The sequence below is a fragment of the Mycobacterium venezuelense genome (assembly GCF_054919535.1).
Map to the genome: position 1 here is coordinate 237,217 of NZ_JBONDW010000009.1, position 20,055 is coordinate 257,271.

The following is a 20,055-nucleotide window of genomic DNA, read 5'->3' on the forward strand; positions in this document are numbered from 1 at the left end:
CCGAGCACAGGCCTGCGGCACGCCGGCGGCGCCCACTCACCGGTGCCTCAGCAGTTCCATTACCTGCATTTTTAGCTAACACCCGGCGGGCGTGGACGCGGCCAGGCGGCGGATAGCTGATCCCCAAGGTTGCCGTCGCAGCGCTGATGAGCTGTCCGAAATACTTGCGAACGCACGCGATTCTCGCAACAGGGCACTCGCACAACGACACCCGCGACAACGTCGAGCATCCGCAGCGACGAACGAATTCAGCGAAATCGCCCCACTAGGCCGTCGCTGCGGAAGCCGTCTCGCATCGAAACCATCACCATGTTTGCCATATATTGACAATTCGCGTCGTCAAAACTTTGTGTCGCTACAGATCAAATTTGATCTTGAGCAAAGGTCGGAAAAGGACGCGAAATCTGCTCGAAATAATTTCTCGAAATTTATTGGTTACTCAGGTTGCTCTCAGGTACGTTTTGCTCGTCGGGGTACAAATCACCTAGAGGGGAAGCCATGGAAGTTGCTGCTAGGTCATATCTGACCGCAGGCATCGCGGCTGTTGGAGCGACGGCATTGATTGCCAGCCCGATCGCTCCCACGCCGCCTGACATCACGATCAAGGCGGACGAGATGTCGTCGGTGTACGCCGACTACACACCGACAGCGCTCAGCTCAGCGCTGTTGGGTCTGCCGAGCACAGCCGATATCCGCGATGCGATCGGCAACCTGACACTGGGCGGGCTCGGGGCGTTCAACGCCACGCTGGCCGGCATGGCCGACGTCGCAGACATCGGAGCGGTGGCGTTCTCGGACATCGCATCGTCGTTGGCCACGACCGGGCAGACGATCAACACCGCTCTCGTGGCAGGCTTCCTCGCGGCCATCGGCTTCGAGATCCCGAACGGTGAAGATGCCTCTGCAGCAGCGGTGACCACCCTTGTCAGCACCGCCGACATCCGCGACGCGATCGGCAACCTGACCCTGGGGTTCCTGACCGCCGTCAACGCCGGTTTGGGCGGGTTGGCTGATGTGGCCGACATTGGCGCCATTGCCTTTTCGGACATCGCGGCCTCGCTGGCGCTGACGGGCCAGACCGTCGCCACCGCGCTGACGGCCGGGTTCCTGGCCGCCATCGGCTTCGAGGTCCCCGATGCCGGGGCACCCGCCGCGGCGGCCGCGGCCACGACGCTGGTCAGCACCAATGACCTGCGCGACGCTGTCGGCAACCTGACACTGGGCTTCCTGACCGCCGTCAATGCGACGCTTGGTGGCTTGGCCGACGTCGCCGACATTGGCGCCGTTGCGTTCTCGGACATCGTGACGTCCCTGGCCGTAACGGGCCAGACGGCCGCCACCGCGCTGACGGCGGGCTTCCTCGCTGCCATCGGCTTTGAGGTCCCGGATGCCGAGGCGCCCGCCACCGCGGCAGCGCTGGTGAGTCCGACGGGCGTGCGTGACGCCGTCGGCAACCTCACGCTCGGGTTCCTGAGCGCGTTCAATGCCGGCTTGGCCGGGCTCGCCGACGTCGCCGACATCGGCGCCGTGGCGTTCAGCGACATCGCCGCATCCCTGGCCGCCACCGGCCAGACCGCGGCAACGGCACTGACCGCAGGCTTCCTCGCCGCCATCGGCTTCGAGATCCCGACCGAGGAGCAGACCAGCACGCTGGCCGCCGCAACCCTGGTGAGCCCCAACAGCATCCGTGATGCCATCGGCAACCTCACCCTGGGCGGCCTGACAGCCTTCAACGCCAGCCTGGCCGGACTGGCCGACGTCGCCGACATCGGCGCCGTGGCGTTCAGCGACATCGCCGCATCCCTGGCCGCCACCGGCCAGACCGCGGCAACGGCACTGACCGCGGGCTTCCTCGCCGCCATCGGCTTCCAACCGCCAGTCGAAGAGGCGACCGCGACCGCCGCGACACTCGTCAGCCCGGCGAATGTCCGCGACGCCATCGGCAACCTCACCCTGGGTGGCCTGACAGCCTTCAACGCCAGCCTGGCCGGACTGGCCGACGTCGCCGACATCGGCGCCATGGCGTTCAGCGACATCGCCGCATCCCTGGCCGCCACCGGCCAGACCGCGGCAACGGCACTGACCGCAGGCTTCCTCGCCGCCATCGGATTCGAGGTTCCCGACGCTGAGCCGGCACCCGTTGGGCCGTCGGCAGTTCCGCAGTCGCGGACACTCGTCAACGTCTCGGTGGCTACCGACGCAGCCGACGCCGACGTCAAGGTCGTTTCCAACGACGCCACGGTGGGCGGTGACTCCGGCTCGGCCACAACCGGCGACAACACCTCGGCCGGTACCGCTGAAGGCGGGTCGGTGGACGCGGGCAGCGGCACCGATACGGCATCCGGTGAAACGGGTACCGGCACCGGTGAAGAAGGCACAGATGACGGCACCGCAGGCGGCGGCGAGACACCGTCCGGCGGCACCGTCGACGGCGACGAGGACGCTGGCGATGACACGCCGGCACCGTCGGAGCGGGACGAGCGCAAGCAGCTCCGCAACGAGCAGACCGAGGACCGAAAGGAAACCCGCACCGAGCAGAAGGCGGACCGGGCTGACAACCAGCAGTCGACCCGGGCCGAGCGCACGGCCGAGCGCAAGGCCCAGGCGGCAGAGCGCAAGCAACAGCGCGCAGCCGACAAAGCAGAGCGCAAAGCACAGCGCGCCGAGCACAACGGTGGCGGGGAGGACGGAGGTTCCGACAACGGTGGCGAGTAGGTGGTAGTCCCGGGCTCCCCTGCTTGAACGCATCCCGGTACCCGGCCCCGTTTCCTGTGGCCCCTGATCCCACAGGAAACGGGGCCGCTTCGCGTTTTCGGGACCAACCCGGTGCTGACAACTCTCAGGCGCTACTCAGGACAACCCCCGATCGACGGCACCTTGCGACCGCCGCACCGCCAGAACGCAAAAGTGGCGGCCGCTGACAGGCGCTTGCCGCCGCAACAGTCCGGCGAACCCCACCGACGCTGAATAGATGTCTTCACAGCAACGGCTCGACCGCATTTTGGCGAGCCTTCAACCTCCTGTTTCTGGCGGTCCCGGACGGCCCGCTCAGCGCGCGGCTCGGCGCAAACAACACATCCCGTTCAGTTCGCGGGATCAACCAGCAACTCTGGTGTGATCTGCGCCACATAGCAAATGAGAACTGCACCGACAAGACATTGCCCGGTCTTGAAAATTTCAATGCAAAACCTCTCGCTGGATTCGCGACCGGCGGCGGTAATGCGGCCGAGAATGCCCACTGACATGCAGCTTGACGAGCTAGTTTCCTATGTTAACGATCTCGGTAACCGGCAACGCAGTGATGAATGCAAGTTTCCGAAATTTGCCGAACTATTAACTTACTCTCAGGTAGCTTCTGCTTCGCCGGGGGTTTTACAACGAGGTAAGGAGATCCCATGCAAGTCGCTGCACGTTCTTATCTGGCGGCAGGCGTAGCACTGGTCGGGGCCAGTGCCATCGCGATCAGCCCGGTTGCTCCACCCATACCGGACGTCACGGTTTCAGCGATTTCGTCAGCCCAGGTCGAACTGTCGGCGTCAGCAAATCCGCTCGAGGCCTATCTCGCCCTGGTGACCAACACCGTCACCAACGTCGGGGCCACGATCAGCGCGGAACTGGAAAATCCCGCGCCGGTTCTGAGGCAGATCATCGCGAACCAGCTCGCGACCGCAGAGTCTCTCTTCGAGGGCCTGCAGGGGGCCGGCGAGGGACTCATCAACGTTTTGGACCCGGCCAACCCCTATGGCGTTCCGGCGCAGTTGCGGTTGGCGTTGTCCGACCTCCTCGAGGGTGACATCAACGGCGCGGTGGCCAATGCATGGAGCGCGTTCCTGACTCCGGTCTTGAACGTCGGCCTTCCCCTGCTGGAGCCGATCATCAATGCCGTCAAACAACCGGTTCAGAACACGCTGAACATTCTGAACAACCCGCTCATCGTGGTCATGCCGTTACTCGGCGCGCTCAACGTCGCCTACACCACGATCACCGTCGCAGGCAATGTCGGCCAAGACATCGTCGACTCGATCAGGGATGGCGACGCCCTCGGCGTCGTCAACGCGTTACTCAGCGCGCCCGCCGTCATCACCGATGCCTTCCTCAACGGCAACGAGCTGGGCGGTGGAGTGTTCGGTCCCAATCTGGGCCTCCTGTCGAGTCTGCGACAAGCTCGCGAGGCCCTCGCGGCGGCGATCAGGCCACCGGAGGAAGCGCCGAGTGCAGCCGCGGATGCCACGTTGGATTCGGCGGCCAAGGTGGTCACACTCGACGTCGCTCCAGCCGAAAATTCCGGTGCGGCAGCCACTTCGACCGAAACCGCGGTAACCGGGGGAACCGAGGGGACGTCAGCGCCGGCATCGGGAAGCGATGTGACAGCGCCCGTCGCAGAGGTCGAAGCGCCCGCCGCAGAAACCACCTCGCCGGTCGCCACCGACGTCGTGAAGGACAGCCCGGTGGCCGTACCCGGCAAGATCGGGACGACCAGCAAGCCGGATCGGGCCAACCCGCTCAAGCAGGTCCGCGACAACATCCGAAGCACCGTCAAGAACGTCAGCGACGGGTTCAAGAAGGCCGCTGAGGGATTGTCGGGCAAGAGTGCGAAGAACAAGGACGAAAGCTCAAGCAGCTCATCCAATTCGGGTGAAAGTTCAGGTTCGAGCGACGCGGCCTGATTCACCGACGAACCAGTGGGCCTCCTCTTCGAGGGGGTCCACTGTTCGTCTATCGCGTCTTCGTCCAATTCGCGGCATCGCCGACGATCCCGACCGGCACGGCACCCGACAGGCTCACGTTCTGTACGCTCGGGCCTGCCGCGACGATCGTGGTGTCCTGCAAGATCGGCAGGACCGTCGACATGTTCCACAGCCGTGGTTCGACGGCCTCGATCACCTCGGCGATGTCCTCCGTACCGTCAAGGGCCCCATCGATTTTCGGCTGAATGCTGCGATCGCAGATGCCCGTGATGTTGCTCGGCGCCTGCACCAGTTCACCCGAATCCGGCTCCGGGACGGGCGCGGTGGTCGCCGGCGTCGTGGTCGCCGGTGCCGAGGCAGGTGTGGTGGGCTTCGGCGGCGCCGACGCGGGGGTACCCGGTTCCGCAGTCGCCACGGCCGTGGCTTCCAGAGCGCGACAGCCATATCGGGATGCGAGCGCGGTCGCCAAGTCTCCCCCGGCCTGATGCCAACCGACGACCGCGTCGACACGGTTGTTGGTCAGCGCATCGCCGTAGAGCGCGACCGGGTCGAGCGCCAGCACCGACGCGTCGATCCCGACGCTACGAAGTTGATCTGCCGCGGTGTTGGCCACCGCCACCGATGTCGGATCGTTGGATGCGACGCCGAGTACCAGCGATAGCGGGGCACCATCTTTGGTGATGCGCTGCCGGTCGTTTCCCGGTGGCGGCGGCGCCTCCGACGTCGGCGGCTCCGCAGTGGCAGGCGGCTCGATCTGATAGCCCGCAGCACGCAACAGGTCCAGTGCGGCATCGCGTCCCATCGCCGGCGGGGCGGTGGGTACATACCCCGGATCCGAGGGCGAGCGCACCTGCGCCTGCGCGAGCGTGACGGTGTTGTCGTCACCGGCGCCGACGGAGGCCAGCAGATCTACGTCCACCAACCCCAGAAGCGCTTTGCGCACTTGAACATCCGCCAGCTTCGGCTGTTGCGCACGCAGTGTCAACTGCATGACCCGCGGCGTGACGATGCGGGCGGTGCGTACATCCGGAATGGCGCTCAGTTGCGCGAAAGTTGCTGCGCCTCCGTGTACCTGAGCCACCTGAGTGTCACCGTTGCGGATCGAGTCGGCCAGTGCGGCAGGCGCACCGCCGCGCCGGAACAGCACAAGGTCAGGTTTGGCCGGCACACTCCAGTACCGGTCATTGCGCGCCAGCAGGATCTCGTCGCGTTGCGGGTCGATGTTCTCCACGCGGAACTGCCCGCCGGTGACCGGCATCGCACGGGCCAACCCCGCACCGAAACCGCCGGGGATGTCCTTGACGATGTGGGCGGGCAGGATGTCGTTGAACAGCTCGCGCCACGCCGGATACGGCTGCGAGAACGTTACGACCGCCGTCTTGCCGCCCTCAACCGATTGCACCCCGGTGATCAGGTCGTACCCGGCCGGGTCGACAACTCCTGGCTGACTGACCATTTGGCGCCACAGGTACCAGTAGTCGTCGGCGGCGATGGGTGCGTTGTCCGTCCATTGCGCCTCCGGGCGAATCTTGTAGGTGACGGTGAACGGTTGCTCGCTGGTCACTTCCGCCGATTCCAGCAGCGTCGGGTCGAGCTCCCAGCGTGATCCGGTCGGCGACTTGGGATCGGCCACCGGACGGAATGAACTCGGCAACACCAGCGATGCGATCGCGGCGTTCACCGGAGACTGGTCGGACAACAGATGCGGGTTGAAGCCGGGGCCGATCGAGTCGATGGCCATGATGATCTGCGTCGCCTTGGGCGGTGGCGGCGGCGTGGTCTCCGAGGTTTCGGTGCTCTGCGGCGCAGGAGGCGGACTGACCGTACATCCGCTCAGCAGGAGCGCCGGTACCGAAACGAGCGCGCCGATCGTCATGCGGGCACGGCGGCAGGTTGTCGGCACGCCAATCAGGGTATCGACCCGTACCGATCGGACGAAAAAGCGCACCGATCCCTGCCCGTCCCGGCGCAAATCACTAGACGTGTTTTCCATTTGAATTGATTTATGCAACATTCAAGGACCGTTGCGCCTATGCGTCGTCACCGCCAAGCAGCAACACTTCAGCCGCCGCTCGTTCCCGAGCGGGTTATCGGCTTTGCCTGCACATTTGCCTCCAAGTCCACGTCCTTCGGCGGCCACAGGACGTTTGCGTGCCCGCCGCCCGGCGAGCTGCCCACTCAGCCGGACGGCGGCACATAGGGATGCGTAACTAGAACGTGTTTCATTAATTTGCATCTATCTCAGCTGAATCTCAGATACCGTCTGGCCCGTCGGTCGCCATGACCGCCGTCACAGCCCTCGGAACAAGGAGACACAGTTGCGATCAGCATTGCGGCCATACGCGACGGCAGGCATTGCCATCGCCGGCGCGAGCGTCATAGCCGTCACGCCCATCACCGCACCGCCACGCGATGCCCAGATCCGCTCGGTCGAACTGTCGGCCGCCGTTCAGAATCTGGAAAGGCCCGACCTCTCGGCCGGCGTCATCCCGCCAGAGCTCACCCCCGCCGAGGCGTACCAGTATCTCTTCCAACTGACCACGGCATACGTGTTCGACGCCATCGCCCCGATCGTCAGTAATCCGACACCGATCCTCAATCAGGTTCTGGCCAACCAGTTCTGGTACGCGAACCTGCTGACGATGGGCATCGTCACCGGGGCGACGAATGTCGTGTGGACCCTGTCGAACGTGCCCGAGTACGTCAGTACTGCAGCAGCGCAATGGATGGCAGGCGATCCGGCAGCGGCGATCATGACGCTCTGGCAGCGCATTCCGGTGGAACTCGTCACGGATATCGCCCTTCCCTTGATTCCGTCCCTTCAGATCCCCGTCGCGATCGCCCAGAACCTCGCGAACGTCGTCGCAACCGTCATGACCACGGCGATGGAACTCGGTTTTGACGCACTCTCGGCAGCCAACAATGCCGTCGCCGGGTTGGCGGCATCCGTCCAGAGCATCGTCGAAGCGGCGGGTTCCGGCGACCCGATGGCATTGATGAACGCAATTGCCGTCGCACCCGCCAACATCTTGAGCGGCTTGCTGATCGGCGACATCCCCGAAGGTGGGACCAACCCCGGACTGATCAACGGAGTACTCAAGAATCTGATACGCGCCCGCGAGGCGATCGCCGAAGCACTGGGCGCGGAAAGTCCCGAGCTGCAAGCTGCTTCGGCAGACGCCGGAGCGCAAGCGCTGGCGCCGCCGGACCTCGGCATCGTGTTCGATCCCATCGCGCAGTGGGCCGACATCTTCACGACGGCGTTCGGGAACGTCGCCTGGATCGGAGAGCAATGGCTCGCCAACCCGGCACCGCTCTTGCGGCAGGCCCTGACGAATCAGATCGGATACGCGACCATGGTCGCCGACACCATGGGCAGCGTCATCCCGACGACGCTGAGCGCACTCTTCGACCCGTCGTATCCGAACGGGTTGGCCAGCGGCATGGTCAAGGCGTTCGAGCTGGCTCAGGCCAACGATTTCACCGGTGCGTCGAATGCGCTCTTCAGCGGCCTCATCGGTACCGCGTTCGGCCTGTTCCCGATGGCCAATCTGCTGCAGATTCCGGTCCAGATGTCGGCGAATCTCAACAATGTCTTGAAAACCGCTGCGTCACTGCCGATTTCGTTGGGCTTCGCCGCCATTTCCACCGTGGGCCTGGCTTTCCAGACAACCGGCACATCGGCGCAGGCGATTTCGGATGCGATAAATGAGGGCGACACCGCTGCCGCGCTCAGCGCACTCATCGCCGCTCCCGGGAACATCACCGACGCGGTACTCAACGGTGGCCAGTTCGGTGGTGGTCTGCTGAGCGATAACGGCATCATCGCGCGGCTCGTGGTGGATGTACCGCGCATGCTGGCGGACGCGATCACGCCTGAGGTGGCTTCGCTGTCGAAGGTCGAACCCGAGACGGCGACTCAAGTGCCAGAGACGAATACGGTCACCATTACCGTCGAACCGCAAGCCGAACCCCAGGCCGAACCGACCGAGCCTGCGGCTGAGGCGGGGTCCGGGGAGTCAGAGTCAGATCCCGCTGACGGCACGGGAGTCGACGACCACAAGGCGACACCGGGCGAGAACACCGGAACGCCCAAGCACCGCAAGCCCACCAAGCTGAGTACGACGCTCAAGAACATCAGCGAGGACGTCGACAAGACGGTCGCGAAGGTGAGCGACGGAGTCAAGAAGGCCCTCGGCGGCAACAAGAACAAGCCCAAGAAGAGCGACGAAAAGGCCGGCGCCGACAACGACGACGACAAGGGCGACAACGACTCCGATGGGTCGGGGGCGAGCGGATAACCCGACTCCGCTCGGCCGGCCCCCTCTCAGCCAGGGAGGGGGCCGGTTCGGCAATCGAGTCTGCGTTCAGGGCGTGGGTTACTCGCACGTTCCCGCCCGGGACGCAGACTCGACGTGCAGAGAGCTACCCCCTGGCTTTGGCGCGCGCCTTGGCCCTGGCCCGCAGGCTCGCGGTGAGCTCGACCTTGCGCACGCGCACGATCTCGGGCGTCACCTCTACGCACTCGTCGGCCGCGCAGAACTCCATGGCCTTCTCGAGGTCCAGCTCCAGAGGCCGGGCCAGCGTCTCGATGACATCCGCGGTGGAGGACCGCATGTTGGTCAGCTTCTTCTCGCGCGTGATGTTGATGTCGAGGTCCTCCGCGCGCGGATTGATGCCCACCACCTGGCCTTCGTAGGTGTCCTGGCCGGGTTCGACGAAGAACTGCCCGCGGTCGGCCAGCTGGATCATCGCGAACGGGGTGATCGTGCCGGACCGGTCGGACACCAGTGATCCGGTGTGGCGGGCCCGGATCTCCCCCGCCCACGGCCGGTAACCCTCGAACACCGCGTTGGCGATGCCGGTGCCGCGGGTCTCGGTCAGGAAGTCGGTGCGGAAACCGATCAGCCCGCGGCTCGGCACGATGAAGTCCATCCGCACCCAACCGGCGGCGTGGTTGGTCATCTCTTCCATGCGGCCCTTGCGCGCGGCCATCAACTGCGTGATGGCGCCGACGAACTCGTCCGGGCAGTCGATGGTCAATGCCTCGAACGGCTCGTGCAGCTTGCCGTCGATGTTCTTGGTGACCACCTGCGGCTTGCCGACGGTCAACTCGAAGCCCTCTCGGCGCATCTGCTCGACCAGCACGGCCAGCGCCAGCTCGCCACGTCCCTGGACCTCCCAAGCGTCCGGCCGGCCGATGTCGACCACCCGGATCGACACGTTGCCCACGAGCTCCTGGTCCAGCCGGTTGCGGACCATTCGCGCAGTCAGCTTGTGCCCGGACACCTTGCCCGCAAGCGGCGACGTGTTGGTGCCGATGGTCACCGAGATCGCCGGCTCGTCGACGGTGATACGCGGCAGCGCGTGGGCGTGATCCGGATCGGCCAGCGTGTCGCCGATCATGATCTCGGGCAGGCCCGCGACCGCGACGATGTCTCCCGCGACGGCCTCGTCGGTGGGGCTGCGCTCGACGCCGACGGTGGCCAGCAGTTCGGTGATCTTCGCCGAGGTGATGACGGGCGACCCGTCGACCTCACGCATCCACGCCACCTGCTGGCCCTTCTTGAGCCGGCCGTTGTAGATGCGGATCAGCGCGAGCCGGCCCAGGAACGCCGAGGCGTCCAGGTTGGTGACCAGGGCCTGCAGGGGTGCCTCGGGGTCGCCCGATGGCGGCGGTATGTGCTTCATCAGCACGTCGAACAGCGGGTCGAGGTTGTCGCCCTCGGGCACCTCTCCGTCGGCGGGCTGGACGGTGCTCGCGATGCCTGCGCGGCCCGACGCGTAGAGCGTCGGCAGGTCCAGCGCCCGCTCGGCGGCCGCAGCGGCCTCGTCGTCCAGGTCGGACGCCACGTCGAGCAGGAGGTCGTGGCTGGCCTCGACCACCTCGCTGATGCGTGCGTCGGGCCGGTCGGTCTTGTTGACCACCACGATCACGGGCAGGTGCGCCTGAAGTGCTTTGCGCAACACGAACCGGGTCTGCGGCAGCGGGCCCTCGGACGCGTCGACCAGCAGCACCACGCCGTCGACCATGGACAGCCCGCGCTCAACCTCGCCGCCGAAGTCGGCGTGGCCCGGGGTGTCGATGACGTTGATGACGGTCACCGTCCCGTCCTTGTGGACGCGGTGCACCGCGGTGTTCTTCGCGAGGATCGTGATGCCCTTTTCCTTCTCGAGGTCACCGGAATCCATGATGCGTTCGGTAGCGTCGTCGCCGCGGTGCGTCAACGCACCCGATTGCCGCAGCATCGCGTCGACTAGGGTCGTTTTGCCGTGGTCAACGTGAGCCACGATGGCGACGTTGCGAAAGTCTGGGTGCGAATCCACGCCGCAATTCTCGCAGGCAGTCGACCCGATCACGAAAACGAGAGAGCCCCGTCACGTTGAAGTCCGCCAAGCTCGCCGGCCTGAAGCCCAAAAAGAAGTGCTGCCGCAGCAAGCCACGGTGCAAACGGTGCCCGGTCGTGCTGCACAAGGTCCGCAAGGCCGAACTGAGCGGTGTGCGCGGCAGCGAGCTCGACAAAGTCTTCAAACGGGCCAGGAAATCCTAAGGTTCGCGAGTACCGTTTGAGGTATCCGTCAGGGTGCGTCTTACGTGCTTGGAGGTCCGAAGATGACGGTCTACGAAGTGCTTACCGTCGCGCTGATCATGGTGCTGGCCACGGCGACCACGGTGGCGATCTACGTCGGGTTGGCGAACTGGATCGGCGCTTGCTACGTCGTCCGGTGCAGCGAGTGCCATCACCTGACGTTCGCATCGGTCAACCGTCCGCAGGAGTCGTGCGCGCACTGCCGTCATCCGATGCTGCTGCATCCGCTCTACACGGCGCAGCATCACGGCAACGCGGTTCGGGTGGTCGGGGACCGGCTGCGTTACTGAGCCTCACCCTGGTAGTGCGGGACGCCCCGTTCGCGGATCTGGCGTCCGGTCACCTTCTCGGCCCGGATCCGGACGAAGTGATCACGACGGCCGTCGACCCACGGCTGCACAAACGTCCCGGCCACTTCCACCAACTCGTCCACGTCGGTGATCGGCTGGGCATGCCCGACGACGGTCACACTCCAGCCGGTGCGCAGATCGGGATCCAGTTCGTCGGCCTGGAACGCCACCACATGATTCTCCGTGGCGGCCGTCAATTTGGCTCCGCCCGCAACCCGGATCACCACGTCGTCATGCGTCAGCCGGAAATTGACCGGTTGCACGGCCGGTAGCGCGTCCTCGGTGAACACCAGGCGGCCCACCCTGACCTGCTGCAACAGATCCAGGCACTGCCTGCGGCTGAGCACGTCGAGTTCCTGTCCCTTTGGCATGAGGTCAACCTCCTTCGACACACCAAGCATGCCCCGCGGGGGTGCGGATACGACAGAGCCGAAAGTCCTCAGTCACCATCCGCGGCGGTGCGGCTGCGACCCGACCAGTTCGCCGCGGCCCGCGACGTCGCGGCTGCGGTAGACGATGTAGGGCCGGAACAGGTAGCCGATCGGCGCGCTGAACACATGCACGAGCCGCGTGAACGGCCACAGGCAGAACAGGACCAGCGCGATCATCACGTGGATGTGGAAGTACAGCGGTGCCTGCACCATGAGGTCGCCGCGGGGCTGCAGAATCCAGATCGAGCGGAACCACGGCGCCACGGTCTCGCGGTAATCGTGTTCGGCACCTGCCGGGCTCGCGCCGATGAACGTGCACGACACGCCCGCGACGATGGCCAGCACCAGAACGACGTACATCACCTTGTCGTTGAGCGTCGTGGCCATGAACACCGGTCCGGTGGTGCGCCTGCGGTACACCAGCAGCGCGATGCCTGCCAGTGTCGTGATGCCCGCGAGCCCGCCGAGAGTCACCGCCTGGATGTGATAGACGTGATCGCTCATGACGGCCCGGGTCCACGACTCCGGGATCACCAGCCCGATGATGTGGCCCACGATGACGACGAGGATGCCGAAGTGGAACATCGGGCTGCCGATTCTCAACAGCCGCGACTCGTAGAGCTGCGATGAGCGGGTGGTCCAGCCGAACTTGTCATAGCGGTAGCGCCACCACAAGCCGACCACGACGATGGCCAGCGTCACGTACGGCACGACGTCCCAGAAGATCTCCCAACCAGACATCAGACCCCTTCCTGAACCCGCCGGGGCGGCACCGTCAGTTGAAACGGCTGCAGACCAACCGATTCCGTCGGCGGGCCCGCCCGCAGCAGGCGCTGGGCATCCCCGTCGGTCACGGCGGGCAGCGTCGAGCACACCGCGGTGACCGCGGGCGCGTACGGCGATCGCACGTCGGACAACGCCTGCCTGAGCACGTCGATCGGCACGCGGTGGGCCGCAAGCAGCCGGAGGCCCGCCGCCGGATCGACCGTGGCGGCGAATTCCAGCACCACCGGAAGATGGTCGGGTGCTTCATGTTTCGGAGGGTTCACCCCGGCGTCCCGGTAGGCCTGTGTGAACTCCACCATCTGCGCGCCGCGGTTGCGGGTGTCGCCTCCGGTCCAGTACGTCAACAACATGGTGGTGGATTTCTTCAGATCGAATGTGTCGACGTACTGCGCGGCCAGCGCCATCGAGGGTGTGCCCCGCAGCGCGGCAACGGTTTCCGCGAGAAGATGCGCCGGCTCGCCGGTGAGGTGTCCGAGCAGGCTCTCGACGGTGTCGAGCCGGGCCTGGTGCTGGTCGTCGGGATAGGCCAGCAGCAGCGAGGCCGCTTGCCACACCACGCGATCCTGCAGTGTGTGGTCTGTTCTGCGCCGGAGCTTCACCGCTGATCCTCCGGGAACATTCCCGCGGGCACTCCCCTGCCGTCCCAGTTGAGCAGATTCACGCGGGACGGGTTGTCGGCGTTGGCGGCCATACCGTCGGTGGTCTGGCGGTGTTGCAGGGCGTGGAAGGTCTCGATGGCCACCGGAACCGGCCCACCGCTGGCCTCACCGAACGGGCCCGACTCGTACATGCCAGGGCCGCCGTCGAACGACAACGAGCAGCCGGGCTCCTCCACCGCGTGCCCATCGGTGCTGTAGGCCGTCGGAATGACGTAGCGTTCTTCGTATTTCGCGAGCGCCAGCAGCCGGTACATGTCGTAGATCTGTTGCTCGGTCATGCCGACCGCCTGCGGGATGTGGGGCTGGGTTTCGCGGCCAAGGTTGATGTCGCGCATGTAGGAGCGCATCGCGGCGAGCCGGCGCAGTACACCTTCGACCACCGCGGTGTCCCCCGCGGTGAACAGCCCTGCCAGATACTCCATCGGGATCCGCAGCGCCTCGAGCGCGCCGAACAGATTGCCGGCGTCTTCGCCGTCATGCCCGTCGCGGCTGACCGCGTCGACCACCGGCGACAGCGGCGGGATATACCAGACCATCGGTACGGTCCGGAACTCCGGATGCAGGGGCAGCGCAACACCGTACGTGTGGATGAGCTTGTACACCGGCGAACGTTGCGCGGCCTCGATCCACTCGTCGGAGATACCCTCGGCCCGCGCGCCGGCGATCACCTCGGGATCGGTCGGATCGAGCAGGATCTGACGCTGCGCCTCGTAGAGGTCCTTGTCGTCGGGGACCGATGCGGCCTCCAGGACGCGGTCGACGTCGTAGAGCACCAGGCCCAGATAACGCAACCGGCCCACACACGTCTCCGAGCACACCGTCGGCAGGCCCACCTCGATGCGCGGGTAACACAGCGTGCACTTCTCGGCCTTGCCGGTCTTGTGGTTGAAATACACCTTCTTGTACGGACATCCGGAGACGCACATCCGCCAACCCCGGCAGCGGTCCTGGTCGACGAGCACGATGCCGTCCTCGGAACGCTTGTACATCGCGCCCGACGGGCACGACGCGACGCACGACGGGTTGAGACAGTGCTCGCAGATGCGCGGGAGGTAGAACATGAACGTCTGCTCGAGTTCGAGCCTGACCTGTTCACTGACTTTCTGCAGCACCGGGTCGCCGGGCACGATCTCGGGCGACCCGCCCAGATCGTCGTCCCAAGCCGCCGACCACGACACCTTCATCGGCTCACCGCTGATGAGGCTGCGCGGTGGCGCCACCGGCATGTGCTCACCCAGGGGTGCCGAGGTGAGATTCTCGTAGTCGTAGGTCCACGGTTCGTAGTAGTCGTCGATCGACGGCAGTTTCGGGTTGGCGAAAATCCGTGCGAGTTTGGAGAATCGGCCGCCGTCACGCAGGCGCAACCGGCCCCGCCCGTCCAAACGCCAACCGCCGCGCCACTTCTCCTGATCCTCGTACGTACGCGGATAACCCTGTCCCGGCCGGGTCTCGACGTTGTTGAACCATACGTACTCGGTACCCGAACGATTGGTCCAGGCCTGCTTACAGGTCACCGAGCACGTGTGACACCCGATGCACTTGTCCAGGTTCATCACCATCGCCATCTGGGCCATGACCTTCATGTCAGTAGGTCACCTCCTGGCTGCGGCGGCGCACCACCGTCACCTCGTCACGTTGGTTTCCGGTCGGGCCGAGATAGTTGAAGGCGTAGGAGTGCTGCGCATACCCGCCCGCCAGATGGCTCGGCTTGATCAGCAGCCGGGTCAGCGAGTTGTGGATCCCGCCGCGGGTACCGGTGGTTTCCGTCAGCGGCACGTCGATCGTGCGTTCCTGCGCGTGATAGACGTACACGACGCCATCGGGCATCCGGTGGCTGACGATCGCGCGGCATACCAAGACGCCGTTGCGGTTGACCGCTTCGACCCAATCGTTGTCTCGCACTTGTATTTTCGTCGCATCGGCCGGGCTCATCCACATCGTCGGACCACCTCGCGACAGCGACAGCATGAACAGGTTGTCCTGGTACTCCGAGTGGATCGACCACTTCGAGTGCGGCGTGAGGTAGCGAACCGTGAGCCCCACCCCGTCGCGGCCGAGTTCCGGTTCGCCGAACAGCCGCGCCATGTCGAGCGGCGGACGGTACACGGGCAGTTGCTCGCCGAGTTCCTCCAGCCAGTCATGGTCGACATAGAAGTGCATGCGCCCGGTCAGCGTGTGGAACGGTTTGAGCTCTTCGATGTTCACGGTGAACGGTGCATAGCGCCGGCCGCCGGTCTCGCTGCCCGACCATTCCGGGCTGGTGATCACGGGCACCGGGCGGGCCTGCGTGTCGGCGTAGGTGATGCGACGTTCCTCGCTTCCCGCCGCCAGGTGCACCAGTCTGCGGCCGGTGCGCCGCTCGAGCTCACGGAAGCCCTCCACGGCCAACCTGCCGTTGGAGGTGCCCGAAAGCGCGAGGATCACATCGGCCATGCGCTCGGCCGTCGTCATTGCCGGACGGCCCTGCGCGGGACCGGAATCCATCACCCCGAACTTCGCGGCGAGCTCGCCGACCTCCTCGGTCGGATGCGTGGTCACGCCCTTGGTGGTCACCCCGAGGGTGTCGACGAGGGGGCCGAGTGTGGACCACTTCTGCGCGATCGCCCCGTAATCGCGCTCGACCACCGCCAGCGGGCCCATGGTCTTCCCCGGCACCGGAGTCTCCCCGGTGGTGCGCCAATCCTGTTCGGTACCAGCGGGATAAGCCATAGCACCGGGGGTGTCGTGCTGCAGTGTGCCCAGCACCACGTCGGTCCGCACACCGAGATGTTCGGCGGCGAGCGTACTGAACGCGCGGGCGACGGCGCCGAACGCCTCGTAATCCGACCGGGTTTCCCACGGCGGATCGACGGCCGGGCTGAATGCGTGCACGTACGGGTGCATGTCGGTGCTCGACAGATCGGCCTTCTCGTACCAGGTCGCGGCGGGCAACACGACGTCGGAGAGCAGCGTCGTCGACGTCATCCGGAAGTCGATCGACATCAGCAGATCGAGCTTGCCCTCCGGGATGTCGTCGGTCCAGGTGATGCCCGCGGGCCGCAGATCCTCCGGCGTCGGCTGCGCCTGCAGGTTGGACGTCGTGCCGAGCAGATGCCGCAGGAAGTACTCGTTGCCCTTGCTCGACGAACCCAACAGGTTTGCCCGCCAGACATTCAGGACCCGTGGCCAATTGGCGGGATTGTCGGGATCGGTCACCGCGAGCTTGAGTGTGCCGTCGGCGAGCTTGCTCGCGACGTATGCGGGAATCTCCTGCCCGGCTGCACGCGCCTCGTCTGCGACATCCAAACTGGACCGATCGAATTGAGGGAAGAACGGGCTCCAGCCCATCGCCGCGGCCGACGCCAGCACGTCCATGGTGTGCTTGCCGCGGAACCGGCCGCGACCCAGCGGACTGGCCAGCGCATCGGCGCGGTAGCCGTCGTAGCGCCACTGGCCGGTGTGGGCGTACCAGTACGACGTCCCGGCCATCTGCCGGGGCGGGCGCGTCCAGTCGGTGGCCATCGCCATCGTCGCCCATCCGGTGACGGGGCGGCATTTCTCCTGCCCCACATAGTGGGCCCAGCCGCCGCCGTTGCGCCCCATCGATCCGGTGAGCAGCAGCAGCGCGAGCACCGCGCGGTAGGTGGCGTCACCGTGGAACCACTGGCAGATGCCCGCACCCATGATGATCATCGACCGGCCGTTGGATTCCTGTGCGCTGCGGGCGAACTCCCTAGCCACGCGGATCGCCTGGGCCGCCGGAACCCCGGTGATCTCCTCTTGCCAGGCCGGCGTGTAGGGCCGGCTGCCATCGTCGTAACCGGTGGGCCAGTCGCCAGGGAGTCCCTGCCTGGCGACGCCGTACTGGGCAAGCATCAGATCGAACACCGTGCACACCAGATGCTCGCCGACGCGCCGGACCGGTACACCGCGTTCCATCGTCTCGCCGTGGCCGTCGGTGGTGTCGAACCGGGGCAGCCGAACCGCGGCGGTCTCGCCACCGTCGGCTGCGACCGTGAGCGCGGGCACGAGGTCTTCGAGGTCGAGATTCCAATTGCCGATCCCGCTGTCGCCGAACCGGAATCCCAGTGATCCCTGCGGTATCGCGACGCTGTCGCTGGCACCGTCCAGCAGCGCGGGTTTGAACGCCGCATTCTCGGTGTCCTGGCCGAGGTCGGCGGCGGTGAGGTTCTTGCCCGGCACGAGTGCACCGTCGCGCTCCTCGAGCTTGACCAGGAACGGCAGGTCGGTGAACTTGCGGACGTAGTCGACGAAGTACGGAACACGTTTCTGCACAAAGCATTCGGAGAGGATGACGTGGCCCATCGCCATCGCCAGTGCACCGTCGGTGCCGGCGGCACACGGTATCCACTCGTCGGCGAACTTGGTGTTGTCGGCGTAATCCGGGCTCACCGAAACGACTTTGGTACCGCGGTAGCGAACCTCGGCCATCCAGTGCGCATCCGGGGTGCGGGTCACCGGGACGTTGGACCCCCACATCATCAGGTACGCGGCGTCCCACCAGTCGCCCGACTCCGGGACGTCCGTCTGATCCCCGAACACCTGCGGGGAGGCCACCGGCAGGTCGGCGTACCAGTCGTAGAAGGACGTCATCACACCGCCGAGCAGCTCGACGAACCGTGAGCCGGCGGCATGGCTGACCATCGACATCGCCGGGATCGGCGAGAATCCCGCGACCCGGTCCGGCCCATAGGTCTTGATCGTGTGCACGTGCGCGGCGGCGATCATCTCGGTGGCCTCGGCCCAGCTGACCCGCACCAAACCGCCCTTGCCGCGCGCATTTTGGTACCGGCGCCGCCGCTGCGGATCGGCCTGGATGTCGGCCCAGGCCAGAACCGGATCGCCCAGCCGTGCCCTGGCCTCCCGGTACATCTCGACGAGCACACCGCGCGCGTAGGGATAACGCACGCGCGTCGGCGAGTAGGTGTACCAGGAGAACGCCGCGCCGCGCGGGCAACCGCGCGGTTCGTATTCCGGCCGGTCCGGCCCGACCGACGGATAGTCGGTCTCCTGGGTCTCCCACGTGATGATCCCGTCCTTGACGTAGATCTTCCACGAGCACGATCCGGTGCAGTTGACGCCGTGCGTCGATCGCACGACCTTGTCGTGGCTCCACCGGTCGCGGTAGAACACGTCACCCTCACGGCCGCCCCGGCGGGTGACGCTTCGCAGATCCGGCGAGAACTCGCCAGGCGTGAAAAACCTGCCACTGCGTTCCAGCAGCTCCTCCACGGGTCCGCCGACGTGCGGTCTGGTCACGGCCTGGGCTCCTTGACGGGTTCGTGCGCGTGCAGCCGGAGTGCGGTGTAGGCCAACGCCACCAGCGCGGTCGCCACCAACAACAGCAGGCCGACGGTGTAGTCGTTGCCGATCCGGTCGTACGTCGCGCCCATGACGAGCGGCGGGAAGTAGCCTCCCAAACCGCCTGCGGCCGCGACGATTCCGGTGACCGAGCCGACCGACTTGGCGGGCGCGCGACGGGCCACCCAGGCGAACACGCCGCCGGTGCCGATGCCGAGGAATATCGCCAGCGTGATGAACGTCGCCGCCGACCACACATCCGGCGGCGGCTCGAACACCGCGACAAAGGCCATCAACGCGGTACCGGCGAACGACACCAGCACCACGTATTTGGGCGGGATCCGGTCCGAGAGGGCACCACCGATCGGACGGGCCAGCACGGCGGCGAGGGCGAATGCGGCGGTACGGGCACCGGCCTCGACCGCCGGGAAGTCGTAGACGGTCTTGATATAGGTCGGCAGATAGTTGCTGAACGCGACGAACCCGCCGAACACCACCGCGTAGAGGAACGACATCTCCCAGGTGACAGCCAGTTTGGCGGCGGCCCTGAGCTTGGGCAGCACCGGATCGGTGTTCGGCACGAAGGCCGGGGCGTCTCGCATCACGACGATGCACAGCACGGCGGTGAGACCCAGCGCCACGGCCACGATGATGTGGGTGGCCATGAGGCCGAACCAGTTCACGAACCGGGGCGTGAAGAACGCCGAAAGCGCCGTGCCGACCATGCCCATCCCGAACACACCGGTCGCAAAGCCCCGGCGCGACGGCTCATACCAGTTGTTGGAGAACGGGATACCGACGGCGAAGATCGTGCCCGCGATACCGAGGAAGAACCCGAAAACCAGCAGCAGCGGGTACGAGCCCGCCTCGGCGGCCAGCCCGACCGCCACGACGGGTGGGATCGACGCGAGCGAGACCGCGATGAACATCGTTCGCCCGCCGAACCGGTCGGTCAGCGAACCGATCACGATCCGGCCGAGCGATCCGACCAAGATCGGGGTGGCGACCAGCATGGAAGCTTGCGTGCTGCTGAGCCTCATGTCGCCGGCGTAGGTGGTGGACAGCGGCCCGATCATGTTCCAGGCCCAGAAGTTGATCGCCGATACCCAAGTCGCCAGCACAAGATTGAGGCTCTGGCGCCGACCGGTGTACGGCGTGGTGGCCGTGCTCACCAGTCCAGGAAAACACTGCTCACCAGCAACCGCGTCATTTTGGCCCAAACATTACGTGCACTTTCACGGAACCGTAAT

13 protein-coding genes are annotated in these 20,055 nt (G+C 65.8%); 4 read left to right on the forward strand and 9 right to left on the reverse strand.

Features of this window, described 5'->3' with window-relative positions; genetic code table 11:
* Nucleotides 1–498 precede the first annotated feature (498 nt).
* Nucleotides 499–2,715, forward strand: coding sequence for a hypothetical protein (locus ACRCUN_RS17355; RefSeq protein ID WP_462142856.1), 2,217 nt, complete (start codon nucleotides 499–501; stop codon nucleotides 2,713–2,715).
* A 368-nt stretch (nucleotides 2,716–3,083) separates the two neighbouring features.
* Here ACRCUN_RS17355 and ACRCUN_RS17360 read toward each other — a convergent pair whose 3' ends face one another.
* On the reverse strand, nucleotides 3,084–3,239 hold the full coding sequence (locus ACRCUN_RS17360; RefSeq protein WP_462142857.1) for a hypothetical protein: 156 nt from the start codon (nucleotides 3,237–3,239) through the stop codon (nucleotides 3,084–3,086).
* A gap of 156 nt (nucleotides 3,240–3,395) precedes the next feature.
* Between ACRCUN_RS17360 and ACRCUN_RS17365 the strand changes: the two genes are divergently transcribed.
* Nucleotides 3,396–4,667, forward strand: a complete 1,272-nt coding sequence (locus tag ACRCUN_RS17365) for a hypothetical protein (protein ID WP_462142858.1) — start codon at nucleotides 3,396–3,398, stop codon at nucleotides 4,665–4,667.
* 49 nt (nucleotides 4,668–4,716) lie between these two features.
* Here ACRCUN_RS17365 and ACRCUN_RS17370 read toward each other — a convergent pair whose 3' ends face one another.
* Nucleotides 4,717–6,597: an ABC transporter family substrate-binding protein gene (locus tag ACRCUN_RS17370; protein ID WP_462142922.1), complete on the reverse strand. Its 1,881-nt coding sequence runs from the start codon at nucleotides 6,595–6,597 to the stop codon at nucleotides 4,717–4,719.
* Nucleotides 6,598–7,006: 409 nt separating this feature from the next.
* On the opposite strand from ACRCUN_RS17370, the gene ACRCUN_RS17375 reads away from it, so the two are divergent.
* Complete coding sequence (locus ACRCUN_RS17375) at nucleotides 7,007–8,989, forward strand: hypothetical protein (RefSeq protein WP_462142859.1); 1,983 nt, start codon at nucleotides 7,007–7,009, stop codon at nucleotides 8,987–8,989.
* A 124-nt stretch (nucleotides 8,990–9,113) separates the two neighbouring features.
* Here the strand turns inward: ACRCUN_RS17375 and typA are convergent, their stop codons facing one another.
* Nucleotides 9,114–11,015, reverse strand: coding sequence for a translational GTPase TypA (gene typA / locus ACRCUN_RS17380; RefSeq protein WP_462142860.1), 1,902 nt, complete (start codon nucleotides 11,013–11,015; stop codon nucleotides 9,114–9,116).
* Nucleotides 11,016–11,301: 286 nt separating this feature from the next.
* On the opposite strand from typA, the gene ACRCUN_RS17385 reads away from it, so the two are divergent.
* Nucleotides 11,302–11,568 carry a hypothetical protein gene (locus ACRCUN_RS17385; RefSeq protein ID WP_462142861.1) on the forward strand — a complete coding sequence of 89 codons (267 nt, stop codon included), beginning with the start codon at nucleotides 11,302–11,304 and terminating at the stop codon, nucleotides 11,566–11,568.
* On the opposite strand, the gene ACRCUN_RS17390 is transcribed toward ACRCUN_RS17385, so the two are convergent.
* The 6 genes from ACRCUN_RS17390 to ACRCUN_RS17415 all read right to left on the reverse strand — a co-directional run bounded on the left by ACRCUN_RS17390 (nucleotide 11,562) and on the right by ACRCUN_RS17415 (nucleotide 19,977).
* Complete coding sequence (locus ACRCUN_RS17390; RefSeq protein WP_462142862.1) at nucleotides 11,562–11,999, reverse strand: pyridoxamine 5'-phosphate oxidase family protein; 438 nt, start codon at nucleotides 11,997–11,999, stop codon at nucleotides 11,562–11,564. The two genes, ACRCUN_RS17385 and ACRCUN_RS17390, sit on opposite strands and share 7 nt — an antisense overlap.
* Nucleotides 12,000–12,071: 72 nt before the next feature.
* Entirely contained in the window at nucleotides 12,072–12,800 is a 729-nt protein-coding gene (narI, locus tag ACRCUN_RS17395; RefSeq protein WP_462142863.1) for a respiratory nitrate reductase subunit gamma, read from the reverse strand.
* Nucleotides 12,800–13,444 (reverse strand): nitrate reductase molybdenum cofactor assembly chaperone, encoded by a 645-nt coding sequence (narJ, locus tag ACRCUN_RS17400; RefSeq protein WP_462142864.1) that lies wholly within the window; start codon nucleotides 13,442–13,444, stop codon nucleotides 12,800–12,802. The genes narI and narJ overlap by 1 nt, the downstream gene beginning before the upstream one ends.
* Complete coding sequence (narH, locus tag ACRCUN_RS17405) at nucleotides 13,441–15,087, reverse strand: nitrate reductase subunit beta (protein ID WP_462142865.1); 1,647 nt, start codon at nucleotides 15,085–15,087, stop codon at nucleotides 13,441–13,443. The genes narJ and narH overlap by 4 nt, the downstream gene beginning before the upstream one ends.
* 1 nt (nucleotide 15,088) lies before the next feature.
* Entirely contained in the window at nucleotides 15,089–18,763 is a 3,675-nt protein-coding gene (locus ACRCUN_RS17410; RefSeq protein WP_462142866.1) for a nitrate reductase subunit alpha, read from the reverse strand.
* On the reverse strand, nucleotides 18,760–19,977 hold the full coding sequence (locus tag ACRCUN_RS17415) for a nitrate/nitrite transporter (protein WP_462142867.1): 1,218 nt from the start codon (nucleotides 19,975–19,977) through the stop codon (nucleotides 18,760–18,762). Before ACRCUN_RS17415 ends, ACRCUN_RS17410 begins: the two co-directional genes overlap by 4 nt.
* Nucleotides 19,978–20,055: the final 78 nt, after the last annotated feature.

Coding starts and splice junctions, on each gene's coding strand:
- ACRCUN_RS17355 (WP_462142856.1), top strand. CDS start 499: ATGGAAGTTGCTGCTAGGTCATATCTGACCGCAGGCATCGCGGCTGTT.
- ACRCUN_RS17365 (WP_462142858.1), top strand. CDS start 3,396: ATGCAAGTCGCTGCACGTTCTTATCTGGCGGCAGGCGTAGCACTGGTC.
- ACRCUN_RS17385 (WP_462142861.1), top strand. CDS start 11,302: ATGACGGTCTACGAAGTGCTTACCGTCGCGCTGATCATGGTGCTGGCC.
- ACRCUN_RS17390 (WP_462142862.1), bottom strand. CDS start 11,999: ATGCCAAAGGGACAGGAACTCGACGTGCTCAGCCGCAGGCAGTGCCTG.
- narI (WP_462142863.1), bottom strand. CDS start 12,800: ATGTCTGGTTGGGAGATCTTCTGGGACGTCGTGCCGTACGTGACGCTG.
- narH (WP_462142865.1), bottom strand. CDS start 15,087: ATGAAGGTCATGGCCCAGATGGCGATGGTGATGAACCTGGACAAGTGC.